This window comes from Tardiphaga sp. P4_G1, from assembly GCF_056401215.1.
Genome location: NZ_JBFUJU010000006.1, coordinates 143,521 through 156,935, shown reverse-complemented (window position 1 = coordinate 156,935; position 13,415 = coordinate 143,521). Strand labels below are relative to the sequence as shown.

Sequence of the window (13,415 nt, the reverse complement as noted above, 5' to 3'; positions counted from 1 at the left end):
GTCTTGATCTGCGGAACCTCTGTCGGAGCAAAAGGATGAGCGTTCCGGAGCTTTCTGGCGATCGTCAATCCGTGAGCCAAGTGGGTGCGCCACGGCCGGTGGCTGCCGCCCTCGACGTCGTCAATATCCTGATCGTCGATGACGAGCCCAAAAATCTGACCGTCCTCGAAACCGTCCTAACCGATCCGAGATATCGTCTGGTCAAGGGAGGATCCGCCCAGGATGCGCTTCTGGCGTTGCTGCGGGAAGAGTTTGCGGTGCTGATCCTTGATGTGCAGATGCCTGGCGTCACCGGTTTTGAACTCGCCCAGATGATCAAGGAGCGCAAGAAGACCGCCGAGATCCCCATCATCTTCCTCACCGCGTTCTACAATGAAGACGAGCACGTCATTGAAGGCTATGACAACGGCGCCGTCGACTACCTGCTCAAGCCCATCAATCCCTCGATCTTGCGTTCAAAAGTGAGCGTCCTTGTTGAATTGCATCTCAAACAGCGCCAGCTGGAGAGCGCGAACCGTGCGTTGTCTGCCGAAGTCGCTGAACGGCGTCTCATCCAGGCGCAATTGAGCGAATTGAACGACACGCTGGAACAACGCGTCGCCGAGCGGACGGAAGCGATTATGCAGGCGGAACGTCTGAATCGCCTTCTGATGAACGAAGTCAATCATCGCTCGAAGAATCTTCTGAGCGTCGTATTGGCCGTTGCGCAGCAGACGGCCTATTCGAGTGGCCCGGATTTCGTTCGAAATTTTTCGAACAGAGTGCAGGCGCTGGCCGTCAATCAGGATCTGCTCGTCGAGAATCAATGGCGGAGCATCGGAGTGCTGGAGCTCGTTCGCGGTCAGCTTGCGCATTTTGGCGACCTCGTTCAAAGCCGGATCGCCGTCGAAGGACCGTCATTGCAACTTTCGCCTTCCGCTGCACAGTCGATCGGGATGGCCGTCCATGAACTGTCGACCAACGCGGTCAAATATGGCGCGCTTTCGACGGATCATGGCGCGATCGAGATCACATGGGCAGCCGACTATGAAAAGACGGATCAAGGCTTTCATATCCGGTGGGAGGAGCGCGGCGGCCCTGAGGTGAAGGCGCCCGCGCATCGCGGCTTCGGCACGACCGTCGTGACGAGAATGATTGAGATGGGGCTCGGCGGCCGGACAACCCTCGTCTATGCCGCCAGCGGACTGATCTGGAGCTATGTAAGTCCGCTCAGGAGGGTGTTGGAAGAGGAGCGATGATCTAAGGCTAATTGCTATTGCAGATCCCCGAATGACCGCTTCTGGCGCAAAGCGGACATAAAGCTTTTTTGCGCTGACCGATTCTTGCCGAAGCTAAGCGTCACGCTTTCATTGCTTCGAACCGGCGGGCCGACCGGCCCTATAGGCGTCAAGAAATTTTCTGGATGAGACGCCGTCTGCAAGCGCCCGAAGTTGAGTGGCCGAATCGTGTCCGAGTACCAACTCAGTGCGACGATTTGCAGTGTTCCACAACTTGATCCCTTCGGCCAAACGCTTTCTGCCCAGCGCTGTTAGCGATGCGTGTTTCGTTCGTTTGTCGTGCGCGTCCTGCTCAAGCTTCATCAAGCCGTCGCGCACTAACGGACGCAGCGCATAGGTCAATGATGAGATGCTGAGTGCGAGACGTTCGGCAAGCGTATTCAGAGTAGGGCCATCCACCCCACCGAGACGATCCGCCTGGAAAAGTAGGCCAACTTGCGTAGCCTTCAGGCCGGTTGGCGCCACAGCCTCGTCATAGAGATGACCGAGCCGCCGGGCAGCCTGACGAAGCGCTGTATGCGTGCAGGGAAGCTCGTCCAACTCATAAGCCGACGGAATCTCAGGATTTTTCTGGTTTTTCACGCCCTTAAGATAGTTGGGCCCCATAGCATTGAAAAGGCCTAGCCATCACCTAAATACTTGAGTGCCCAACAATTGGGTGCCAAAGTTTATGGAGAAAAGCCATGTCTGCGCGAAAAACCGCTGTTATCACAGGAGCGTCCTCGGGTATCGGCGCCGTCTACGCCGATCGTTTTGCCAAGCGCGGCTACGACCTTGTGCTTGTCGCGCGGCGCGTTGATCGCCTTGAGGATGTAGCCGACCAGATCCGGAAAGCTCACGGCGTAAACGTCGAAGCGCTTCAGGCTGACCTCGAAAAGGATAATGACATCGCCAAGGTTGAGCGCGTTCTATCAACCAATCCGACAGTCCGAGTCCTGGTAAACAATGCTGGTTTGGCTCGGCTGAAACCGCTTGCACAGTCTCTCCTTCAAGACTCGCTCGCGCAGATTGCGCTCAACATGACGTCTTTGACGCGCCTCACCCATGCCGTTCTGCCGGCCTTCGTGAAGGCGAATGACGGCTTGATCATCAACATTGCTTCGGTGCTCGGGATTCACGCGCTGCCGGTCAGCGCTGTTTACAGCGGCACGAAGGGCTTTGTTATAAATTTTACGCGCGGCCTTCAAGAAGAGCTCGCCAACACCGGTGTCAGGGTTCAGTTGGTCAACCCGGCTACAACCGCAACTGAGATATGGGACAACTCCGGAATTCCTCTCTCGGCACTCAACCAGGAAGCGGTGATGACGACTGAGAACATGGTTGATGCGGCATTGTCGGGCCTAGACAACGGCGAGAAGGTTACTTGGCCGTCGGTCGCCGACGCGACTCTCTGGGATAGGTACGACGAGGCACGCTCGGCACTTTTCGCCGCGACTCAAACCGGCAAGCCAGCTCCGCGCTATAATATTGCCTGATAAGAGATAGTAGAGAGACGCGCAATCTGTTGGCCAGAGCGTCGGCGGCGCGCGTCTCGCACGGAACGAATGCAAGATTTCCATGACCGCTTATGGCGCAAAGCGGACAACGTGCGTTTTCGAAGCGACCGTGGAAAAAGAACCCGAGTATCTATCTAGCTAGAAGCCTAAGCGAATCGTCCGGCATCCTCGAAGGAAAGACGCGGATCGCGCGGATGCAGCGACGCGGGATCGCCGACACCTATGCTGCAGATGAAATTCGATTTGACGCGTGTGCCGTGAAAGAAGGCTTCGTCGACGGCTACGTTGTCGAACCCCGACATTGGCCCGCAGTCGAGGCCCAACGCGCGAGCAGCCATCATCAGATACGCTCCCTGCAACGCCCCGTTGCGCGCCGCATTTTCCTCGGCCACAGCCGCGGAGGCGAAATGCTCATGTATGCGCTCTGGGGCGTGCGGCAGGAGTTTGGATAGTTGCTTCGCAAAGTCCAAATCGTGACCGATGATGGCGGTTAGTGGTGCCGCTAGGATCTTCTCCCGATTTCCATCCCACGCGAGTTCGGCGAGCTTGGCCTTACTTTGTGGGCTGCGAACCCAGACAAACCGAGCCGGGCAGGAATTCGCCGAAGTCGGACCCCATTTCATGAGGTCGTAGACCTCGCGCGTCTTGTCCTCGCTGAGAGCATCGCTGGTCCAACTGCGGTAGGTGCGCGCCGACCGGAACAATTGGTCAAGCGCATGGGATGTCAATTTGCGTTTCACGTGTTCTCCCTCTGGTTGCAAGCGGTCTGGACCGATATTGGTATGGTTGCTCTGCTTGGAAGGGTCGGTCGGGTGGGGCGGAATGGATTCCGAATTTGGCGGGCTGATGCGCCAAACCCGGGAAGTCCTCTTGCTGGCAATCAGTGGATATCGTTCAAAAAGCCGACCAGCGCCTCGTTCACGATCTCGGAGGCCTCGAGTTGCGGCCAATGGCCAACGCCCTCGAGGGGCAAGAAGCCCTTGAGGTTCGGCGCAAGCGCGGTCACGTCTTCCTTCTTCAGCGCCCGCATCTTGATCATGCCGTCCGACGTGCCGAACGCGAAGAACGCTGGCTGCTCGATCTTCTTGCCCACAAACGCCTTCGCCTGGTCGAAATAGGGCTGCATGCCGCGGTAGATGTTGAGCGGACCGTGAAAGCCGTCGCGCTGGAAGCCGGCGAGCGTGATTTCCGCGTCGTCCTTGTCGGCGAAAGGCGGAATGCCGATCGGAGACGGCCGCTGCATGTTTTTGCTCGGATCCATCGGCGTCCAGCCTTCGGATGCCTCGGGCAGGCCTGACATCCAGTAGAGCGCGCCCGGATAGGTCGAGGCGGCGTCGGCCCATCGCTCGTCAGCCTCGGGCTTGATGTGCTGGAACATGTAGAACACGTCCTCCTTGCCGGCCGCCTTTAGCATATCGAGCAAGAACGGCCCGGCGCTTGGCAGGGCTGGCGGCACGGCGACACCGAAGACCGCGTCGAAGAGATCCGGCCGCATCATCGCCGCGTTCCAGGCGACGCTCGCGCCGAAATCATGACCGACCAGTGTAGCGCGCTCGATTTTGAGATTGGCGAGGATGCCGACCAGATCCCCGACATGGTAGAGGATCGTGTAGAGCGCGGGATCTTCGGGCTTGGAAGTGTCGCCATAGCCGCGCGTGTCGAGCGCGATCGCGCGGTAGCCGGCAGCCGCAACCGCCGCCATCTGCCGGCGCCAATCGCGCCAGCCGCCTGGGAAACCGTGTACGAACAGCACGGCCGGGCCTTCGCCTTGCTCGGCCACGTTGAGCGTGACGCCGTTGGTCTCGACGAACGTCTGCTTTATTGAGCTGTCCCGATCTTTGAACGACATGAGTTGTCCTTTGTCTGGTAAATCTGGCCCGCGCATCGGTTCGGTCCGGCGCGGTTGTGAGATTGGGCGGGTCGCCTCCTAGACTGGAGCCGTTGTGAGGGATCGGATCCGAAGCTGCCCGACCTTGGCGGCGATGAACTGCGCGTGATGCACTACCGGCCGGAAAATTCGATCTAGAGGATTGGCTGGTGCTCCTGCACTGCAGCTATCGCGATCGCCATCCCGTCCGCGCCGTCCTTGGTATCAAGGATGCCCTTGACGAGTTGAGCGGTGATGACGTCCGCCGCCGGCCGGACGCGGCTTATTTTACGCAGGTAACTTGTTGAACATGTACCGCGCAATTTTCCACGCGCCATTGCCATTCTTAAGGACAAACAGCTCGCGATTCTTCTCGTTGCTGACAGCGTTTGCTTGCTTCACTGTGATCTGTACTTCTGAGTGCGTCAAAGCAAATGCATATTCGCCGCTCACGGTTATTTCGTCGAAGTTTATTTTCGCGGCGATCTTTAGCGCTCCGAAGCCATGAACGAAGAAGGCGTTGATCTGTTCTGCGCCCTGGATCGTCGGCGCGTCGACGGCCATCAGAATCCCGTCGTCCGTGAATAGAGACGCCAACACATCGGCCTGTGAGCGACCCATCGCCTCAATATAGTTTTCAATGACATGCTTGATGCGGTCCTGGTCCGTCCGGCTTTGTTCGTTTTGCATTGTTTCTAACTCCATTGAAGCCATGAGTTGTTCACTGCTTGCCGACAACAGATGGGCCGCATCGAACTGTTTGATTAGGGCGGATATTTCGATTAGACTTTTCGCACAGGCGGATAATTAATGGACTTAAACGGTGCATTCATTTTTGTTCGAGTCGCACAGCTGGGGAGCTTCACAAAAGCAGCCCGGGCGTTGCGCCTGCCTAACTCGTCTGTCAGCGACAGGATTTCGGATCTCGAGAAGTCTCTCGGCGTGCGCCTGCTTGTGCGCACGACCAGGAAACTTCACCTAACGGATGCGGGCTCAAAATTTCTGCAGAAAGCCAAACTCGCCGTGACCGCACTGACGGAGGCGGGGGAAGAAGCATCGTCATCTCAAAACCAGCCAACCGGCATTCTGAGAATAACAGCTCCGGTCGAATTTGATCTGTCGTCCATCTCCGCTGCTGTGACGGAATATCGTCGAAAATTCCCGCAGGTCAGAATGCAATTCCTGCTAACCGAGAGAGTGGTCGACCTAATAGGCGAGGGTTTTGATATCGCGATCCGAGTGGGACAGGCAAAGCCATCAAGCCTGTCGACTGTAGGCCTCGGGACCACCGGCTTCATCTTGGTTGCGAGCCCAGACTACATAAGCAGATCGCCAAAGATCAGCCGTCCGCGGGATTTGACCGATCACAACTGCTTGTCGGTTTCAACCGAAAAGGACGCGACCAGCACTGCCATTTGGGACTTGATCTCCGCGGGCGGCCAAAAGGCCAAGATAGAAATTCAGGCCCGCATCTCCTCCAACTCTCTCAGCGCAATCAAACATCTCGCTTCGGTCGCCGAAGGCGTTGCCCTTATTCCCGCAACCGTCGTGTGCGATGATGTTTCAGCAGGCCGATTGGTCCATGTACTCCCGGAGTGGTCGACGGCCCCGCAGCCCGTCTACCTTGCGCACGCAGATCGAAAAAATTCATCCAGCAAGGTCAAGGCGATGCTCCCGCTTCTTGAGCCCCATCTTCGCGACAGCCTTGGAGCGCCTATGAGGGCCGCCAAGCCGACGCGCAAACCGCGCTAATCGGTTTGGCATATCTAAGCCGAATGATCGCTAATGGCGCAAAACAGACGTTCATGCTCGCGTTCGTGTGTGAATTGTGAACACCTCCTGCGGCGAAGCGATTGACACATCTCCAGCGCCGGCGCGGCGCGTACAGGAATTTCGGATTTGTGCTCAGTTACAGACTTCGAAGTTTCCGGCGTATCCATTGCGCGTCTGCACTAGTTTGCATCCCTTGCCGATTGGGCGGCAGCCACCATTACCACAAATGATTTGCGCGGACGGCGCTGCGGGCGCCGCTACCTGGGTCGTTGAAGGGGCGCGCTTAGTCGGCGGCTTCTTGACTTCGATTTTTTCGCAAGCGTTGTTGTCTCCAACCTCATAGCCGGCGCGGCATGTTACTTTCGTGCAGCGATCGCCATCGGCCTTGTAGCCGCTTTCGCAGACCAACGGACAGATGCGGCCGGTTTTACTTTTGACTAGATCGAGCGCATCAAGACTTGCAAGTTTCACATCTAGGGTGGTGCCGGCGTGCTTGTTAAAGAGACCGAGTGCGCGCTGGGCGGCGCCGTTCCACTCGCTGGTAACGGCTCCGGTGTTGCAACCAACTCTACGCAGCTCTGCTTGTACTTGACGAGGTATATCAATTGCATTTTCGGCAGATCGTGATGAAGTTTCGAACTTCGAATCGGATGCAACGCTGGCCACCGGCCCAGTAGGTCTGTCCGTATCCAAATTCGGCGAGATCGCCTGGCGTCCGTCAGCCTCGCGCTTCCTCTCCGGTAGATTTGGGCCATCGGTAGCGTTTTTCTTCTCCGCCGCAACGCGTGCTTCTCCCGCAGCCTTCGCTACCGCGGCGATCTTGGCGCGCTCTGCTTCGGCCAGCTTGGCGTCTTCCGCCGCTTTTTTCTTTTCCGCTGCAACGCGCGCCTCTTCTGCAGCCTTCGCTACGGCGGCGGTCTTGGCACGCTCTGCTTCGGCTAGCTTGGCGTCTTCCGCTGCTTTTTTCTTTTCTGCAGCGATCCGAACCTCGTCGGCTGCCTTCGCTGCTTTCGCTGCTTTCGCTTGTTCCGCAGCACGCGCACCGTCGGCAGCGAGCCGGGCTTTCTCTTCGTCGGCGATACGTGATCGCTCGGCCGCGGCGCTGCGAGCTTCCTCGGCCAATAACTTTGCGCGCTGCGCCTTGGCGAGCTCCGTGTATAGGCCTCTCGGATAATCGACAATAAACGCCTCCCAAACCGCTTGGGTACCGATCGTCACTGCGGCGTCGTAGTCACGCCGGGCATCGGCATTGGTGGAGCCTGGCAATGAAGATGGGGGGGCAACTACAGTCGGTGATAGAACCGCACCCGACGGCACTAGCGACACGTCGTTGCCGCCGAGGGACCCGTAAACATAGGGCTCTTGCTTGTTGTCGGTAGCTTTCATCACATCGTCGCGAATGAAGCCGAAAGCCTTACGCAGGTCCAGTCCGGGTTTAGGCAGGTGATCCACGAGTGCGGTGGCGAACGGGCTATTGCGGCTCGTGCCGTCTGAAGCGGTCGAACCTGCTTTGGCGGCGAACGCAATCATGGTATTGGGCGTGGTAGGCTCAACCTTTGCCAAGCCTCGGCCAATCGCGCGAGAACCCAACGTACGCTTCATGGTCTTGGCGAACGGGTTGTCGCGACAAGCATCAAGGATTACCAGCCGCAGCTTTTTGGCGGGCTCAACAGCGACAAGGATACGGTCGAGCGAGACCGCTTCATCGTAGATATCCGTGTCCTGCTCAAGAGTCGCGTCGATCGGAATAATGTAATTGATGCCGTCGACTTCAATACCGTGTCCCGCGTAATAGATAACGGCTACGTCTGCATCACGCGTCTTTGCCGTGAAGTCCCGCAGTACTTTTCTCGTGTCACTTATGGAAAGATCACGACGCGAATCGACCGTATCGAAACCGGCTTTTCTCAACACTGTTTCGATGGCGGCCGCGTCATTCGCCGGATTCGCAAGTCTTCCGACATGACTGTAGGCGGAGTTTCCCACGATCAACGCGACTCGTTTTTCTGCCGCCGCCGCTGTAACCAACGTGCAGTAGAGCCCAGCCGCGATCAAAAGGCGTATGACGGTCACTATCAAAATTCCAAAAAGTATAACTTAGATTGCTACAGAAGCCCCCTGTTGGGTAGCGTAAAATTCGTCTGGTTAGCTTGGACTACCTGGCAGGCAACAAAAAAGATGGCGACGGTCGTTACTGCGTTCACCATCAACCTCCGTGGCGATCGCCGCTAATGGGGTTAACCAGATACCGCTGTAATTTACCGTACCGGAACTGCCCCGCCAGAGCGGGTAGGGTCCTTAAGATCCGATTGTATTGAAAGGAAATCGTTCGAACTACCGCCTCTCGCCAATCCTGAACGGTTGCAGTCAGGGCGCCTCGCAGATGCAAGTCCTTCAGTGTCGGAGGAGCGGGGGTCTATTCCTGTGGAGAGAGTCTGTCACCACAGTCATTTGCCCCGGTGCGGAGCGGCTAGGAATTGAAATAACCGCTTGGATGAGTCTGTCGTGACGTCCTGTCTAAACTTATAAGAAACTAGGTTCCCGCGTAAATCCGTCTTGCTACGACCGTCGAGTTGCCGGCAGTCCCAGCAGTGGCCAGTGTCAGGGTAGACATGCCATTCTACGGCTGAGCCAGCCGACTTGGCTTCATGTAGTTTTTCAACGCATTCGCTGGCGGGGGTTTCATTGTCGGTGGCGCCCATGAGAACTAGTGTCGGCTGCTTCATGTCATCGCTGACGATGTCAAAGCTCGGCGTATTTGGCCGCGAAACGCGGAAGCACCCGGGATAGAAACTTGCAACGGATGCGAACGGGCGACCGCCCATCGCTTCCGCGTACCTTGCGCTGGAGACGATAAGGCCAACCATCGCTCCCCAAGAGAACCCGACGAATGATAGCCGAGTCGGGTCCACGAACGGATATTGACGGAGATGGTCCGCCGCTTGAAATGCGTCCTTTGCTCCGCGGAATAGATTGACGCCGTTTCGCGGCCCGAAGCACAACGTGCTAACCTGCCGAGGCGTCAGACTGTCGATCAGGAGAACGACATAGCCAAGGCTGACAGCTTCGCGCGCCCAGAGGACGATCGCTTGGTTCACGCCTGCGCACTGATGGACCATCACCAGCGCAGGAAACGGGCCATCGCCGTCAGGCTTCAGAAACGCAGCTTGGGACGAAGTCAGTTCATCTCCCGCCTTGACCGGCTGCGGATAGGTGAGATCCTTCGCGAATGACGTGGCGCGGCTGGCGATGTCAGAAGGAAGCATACGTAACGGCGTGACAAAATCTTCCGCCAAAGAGCTCGTCAACAGCCCGGCGGTACCTGCGATCAACACTAGTGCAACGTAAGACACTCGGCAAATGGTCGCCATCTCGTCTCCGAGCTTTACTACAATGAACCTGGTTCCATGCGGAACCTGTCTCAACGCGCTTGTCGATCAAATTGGTTTGCGGCTAGGATCACGTCATATTTTGATAAGTTATTTTGGAGCCGTGATCATGCAAGCGGTCATTTCCAAGCGATTGATATTTTGGCATGTGGCTTTATGCGCATCGGCGACGCTCTTCATCAGCGCAGCGCTCGCGGTGTTGTCGCAGGCGGCATTTGCGCTCACGCAGGATGCTGCGATCGAGCAGTGCCGGATGTCGGTTGGAAAGCCAATTGTGATGTCCTGCATGCGCGGTGGCGGCGGCAGCCTGGAAGCATGCCGGACGAAGGCCACTCCCGCAGTACGCTCTTGTGTGATGTCGAGACTGAACGCGGCAAACGGGCGTGCCAATGTCGCCGTCGCCGTCCCCGCCGATGTCACGCCGAAGATCGCACCGGAAACGGCATTGCCGGTCGGCTTTGTCGCACCGCCGCGCTCGATCTCCGATATCACGGCGATCCTCGATACCGAGAAGCCGGACGAGAAAAAGATCGAGCAACTAAGGGCCGACGCAGACGTGAAGCCTCCCGGCGGAGCTTCGCGCGTCTCGCTTGCGCAGTTCTATCTCGACCGTGCGGGCGCAAGAAGCCAGCTCGGTCGGCTAACGGATTCCATCTCCGATCTTGAAAAAGGGATTGAGGCGGGCCGCGGTGCTGCTCCGCCGGGACTGATGGCGCGCCTGGTTCAACTAGTGGCTGTCCAGTACGGCAGTGCGGGCGATCCGAAGAAGGCGCTCGAAACATATCAGCGGCTACTGCGCGACACCGCGAACACGCCGGGTGCGAAGGGGTTCGTACATACAGCCAATCGCTCGATTGCCAATTCGCTGATCCAGATGGGCGATATCGTTCAGGCAGAAGGCTACATGCGCCGCAGCCGCCCGGCGATCGAGGAGGCGCGAACGAGTGGCCATCCTTCCATGCGCGCAGCGTATGCGCGTTACGGCCAGAATTGGGAGGCGGAGATCGAGCTCGGGAATGCTGCCATTTTCGAGGCACGTGGACAGTTTAAGGAGGCTGAGGCTTCGCTTCGCATTGCGGAAGCCCGCAAGCGCGCAGGCATGAAGGGCCTTCTGAGTGGCGAGAATCCGCCGACGGAGTCGGCATTGCTTCAATCCATCGATTTTATCACGCTCAGTCTTGCACGGACGAAGGCCCGGCAGGGCCGTCTTGCGGAGGCCGAATCCGATGCACGTCGCGCGCTGTTGTCCCGGTTGAAGGACCAAGGCAAATATCATTACGCGACGCCGCGTTTCATTGCAGGTCTTGCGGGCATCCTGGTCGAACAGGGGCGCCATTCCGACGCCGAAAAGCTGCTGCGCGTTGCACTCGATATCGGCAAGACGACGGGCGTTCCGGATGAAGCGCCACAAACCGTACAGATGCTTTCACAGCTTGGCGGCGTCCTTAACTTGCAGCGCAAGAGCCGTGACGCCGTCGCGGTTTATGCCCAGATCGACAGGGCAATCGCCAATTGGGAGCCGATGCGGCGTCAGGTATTCGAACTGAACGGCTCGCGTATCGCATCGCTCTATGCTTCGGGCCAGATCGAGGCGGGCATTTCCGCGGCTGACCAGTTGGTCAAGAAGCAGATCGCACGCGTAGGCGAGAGCCATTTTGATACGGCGTCGGCGCGCGGAACCCTTGCTATCGGCTTGATGCGAGCAGGACGCGATGAGGAAGCTATCCGCGAATTCAAGACCGCAATACCAATCCTAGTCGCATCGTCGCGAGAGAATGCAGACGGTGACGACACAACCGTCGTTGCGGCCAAGAATCAACGCTTCCAGGCGATCATAGAAGCCTATTTCAGAATGTTGGCCAGGCAGAAGAGCCGGTCCGCAGATATCGGTGTCGAAACATTCAGCTTGGCGGACGCCGTCCGTGGCAGCTCGGTGCAGCAGGCCTTGGCGGCTTCGAGCGCGCGTAGTTCAGTCAAGGATCCCGCGCTGGCCGAGCTGGTGCGCAAGGAGCAGGATCTGTCGAAACAGATCAATGCGCAAATCGGTACGCTGAACAATGTGTTGTCCTTGTCATCGGCTGAGCGAGATGAGAAGGGCGTGCAGACGCTGAATGTGTCGATCGCCAATCTGCGCAGCGCGCGGACCAAGGCGCGACAAGAGATCAATCGGCTTTTTCCGGCTTATGCAGATCTGGTCGCGCCAAGAGCGCCATCCGTGGACGAGATTCGCGATACGCTGGCGCCCGACGAGGCGATGCTATCATTTTACTTTGGTCAGGACGCGAGTTTCGTCTGGGCGGTTCCGAAGACCGGTGCGGTTGCCTTTGCTTCAATCGGGTCCAATGCAGCGGATGTCCAGACCAAGGTAGCTCAGTTGCGCGAAGCGCTCGAGCCGCAGGCGGCTATGATTTCCGATATTCCCGCTTTCGATGTGGCATTGGGATATGACCTGTATTCGTCGCTCCTTAAGCCCGTAGAAGCCGGCTGGAAGCCGGCCAGGAAACTGATCGTCGTCACCAACGGCGCGCTGGGTCTGCTGCCACTCTCACTACTGCCGACGCAGCCGTCGGTGATCAAGAAGAATGAGGAGGTTCTGTTTGCGAGCTACAGGGATGTGCCCTGGCTGGCGCGCACCCATGCGGTCGCCATGGTTCCGTCCGCAGCCGCATTGCGCACTTTGCGGCAGCTACCGCCCGGCAAGTCCGACCGTAGCGAGATAATCGCGTTCGGAGATCCGTATTTCAACACCGAGCAGCAGGCCGAGGCCGAGCAGATCGATGCAAAAATACGAATCGCCGATGCCGCCGACGCCAATACCATGCGCGGTGTGCCGCTGAAGCGGCGCAACAGTCCGAAGCTTGACGGCGTGGATAGCGCGGAGCTTGGCTTGTTGCCGCGGCTTCCGGATACGGCCGACGAATTGCGCTCGATCGCCTTGGCGCTGCGGGCTGACCCGTCGAAAGTCTTGAATCTAGGCAAGGGAGCGACGGAGAAAGCCGTTAAGTCGATAAATCTGTCCGGCTTCAAGATTATCGCGTTTGCAACGCATGGCCTCGTGCCTGGCGAATTGAATGGGCTGACCCAGCCGGCGCTTGCATTGTCCTCGCCGACTGTGACCGGTGAAGAGGGCGACGGCCTATTGACGATGGAGGAGATACTTGGTCTCAAACTCGACGCGGACTGGGTCATTCTTTCGGCCTGCAACACCGGTGCGGGCGCCGGCGCCGGCGCAGAAGCCGCCTCGGGCCTTGGCCGGGCGTTCTTTTACGCGGGCACCCGCGCTCTTCTGGTCACCAACTGGTCGGTGCATTCACAGTCCGCGCGAGAGTTGATGACAGATCTGTTTAAGCGGCAGGCCGACGATCCAAAGCTGGCACGCGGCGAAGCTCAGCGTCAGGCCATGATGGCTTTGGCTGACGGACCCGGCTATCTGAATGCCGATGGAAAGACAGAGTTCGCTTACGCACATCCGTTATTCTGGGCGCCCTACTCCATTATAGGGGATGGGGGCACCAGATAAGTTTATAGATCGCGTTGGGGGGGATGATGCGACGTCGTATAGGAATTTGCTTTACGTTCGCCTGCCTGATCGTGCTGTGTCAATCCGTGCCGT

At 58.0% G+C, this 13,415-nt stretch carries 11 protein-coding genes; 4 read left to right on the top strand and 7 right to left on the bottom strand.

Annotation, left to right across the window (positions count from 1 at the left end):
* Positions 1–35: 35 nt before the first annotated feature.
* A complete protein-coding gene (locus tag AC1DUY_RS16070) occupies positions 36–1,238 on the top strand; it encodes a response regulator (RefSeq protein WP_478115529.1) in 1,203 nt (400 codons plus the stop codon).
* Positions 1,239–1,346: 108 nt separating this feature from the next.
* Here the strand turns inward: AC1DUY_RS16070 and AC1DUY_RS16065 are convergent, their stop codons facing one another.
* Complete coding sequence (locus AC1DUY_RS16065) at positions 1,347–1,883, bottom strand: MarR family winged helix-turn-helix transcriptional regulator (RefSeq protein WP_478115527.1); 537 nt, start codon at positions 1,881–1,883, stop codon at positions 1,347–1,349.
* A gap of 77 nt (positions 1,884–1,960) precedes the next feature.
* Here AC1DUY_RS16065 and AC1DUY_RS16060 point away from each other — a divergent pair, with 77 nt between their 5' ends.
* On the top strand, positions 1,961–2,752 hold the full coding sequence (locus AC1DUY_RS16060) for an SDR family NAD(P)-dependent oxidoreductase (RefSeq protein ID WP_478115525.1): 792 nt from the start codon (positions 1,961–1,963) through the stop codon (positions 2,750–2,752).
* Between the two features lie 167 nt (positions 2,753–2,919).
* On the opposite strand, the gene AC1DUY_RS16055 is transcribed toward AC1DUY_RS16060, so the two are convergent.
* The 3 genes from AC1DUY_RS16055 to AC1DUY_RS16045 form a co-directional block, all read right to left on the bottom strand.
* Positions 2,920–3,513: a malonic semialdehyde reductase gene (locus tag AC1DUY_RS16055; protein WP_478115522.1), complete on the bottom strand. Its 594-nt coding sequence runs from the start codon at positions 3,511–3,513 to the stop codon at positions 2,920–2,922.
* Between the two features lie 140 nt (positions 3,514–3,653).
* The gene (locus tag AC1DUY_RS16050; protein WP_478115520.1) at positions 3,654–4,622 is read right to left on the bottom strand and encodes an alpha/beta fold hydrolase; all 969 of its coding nucleotides are present in this window, start codon (positions 4,620–4,622) and stop codon (positions 3,654–3,656) included.
* A 306-nt stretch (positions 4,623–4,928) separates the two neighbouring features.
* Positions 4,929–5,330, bottom strand: a complete 402-nt coding sequence (locus AC1DUY_RS16045) for a YybH family protein (protein ID WP_478115519.1) — start codon at positions 5,328–5,330, stop codon at positions 4,929–4,931.
* A gap of 120 nt (positions 5,331–5,450) precedes the next feature.
* Here AC1DUY_RS16045 and AC1DUY_RS16040 point away from each other — a divergent pair, with 120 nt between their 5' ends.
* Positions 5,451–6,392, top strand: coding sequence for a LysR family transcriptional regulator (locus tag AC1DUY_RS16040; RefSeq protein WP_478115517.1), 942 nt, complete (start codon positions 5,451–5,453; stop codon positions 6,390–6,392).
* Between the two features lie 153 nt (positions 6,393–6,545).
* On the opposite strand, the gene AC1DUY_RS16035 is transcribed toward AC1DUY_RS16040, so the two are convergent.
* From AC1DUY_RS16035 to AC1DUY_RS16025, 3 genes are all read right to left on the bottom strand, one after another.
* Positions 6,546–8,477: a caspase family protein gene (locus tag AC1DUY_RS16035; RefSeq protein ID WP_315844221.1), complete on the bottom strand. Its 1,932-nt coding sequence runs from the start codon at positions 8,475–8,477 to the stop codon at positions 6,546–6,548.
* A gap of 383 nt (positions 8,478–8,860) precedes the next feature.
* Entirely contained in the window at positions 8,861–9,784 is a 924-nt protein-coding gene (locus AC1DUY_RS16030) for a dienelactone hydrolase family protein (RefSeq protein WP_478115515.1), read from the bottom strand.
* 108 nt (positions 9,785–9,892) lie between these two features.
* Positions 9,893–10,090: a hypothetical protein gene (locus tag AC1DUY_RS16025; protein WP_478115513.1), complete on the bottom strand. Its 198-nt coding sequence runs from the start codon at positions 10,088–10,090 to the stop codon at positions 9,893–9,895.
* Between the two features lie 67 nt (positions 10,091–10,157).
* On the opposite strand from AC1DUY_RS16025, the gene AC1DUY_RS16020 reads away from it, so the two are divergent.
* Positions 10,158–13,322 (top strand): CHAT domain-containing protein, encoded by a 3,165-nt coding sequence (locus tag AC1DUY_RS16020; RefSeq protein ID WP_441280696.1) that lies wholly within the window; start codon positions 10,158–10,160, stop codon positions 13,320–13,322.
* Positions 13,323–13,415: the final 93 nt, after the last annotated feature.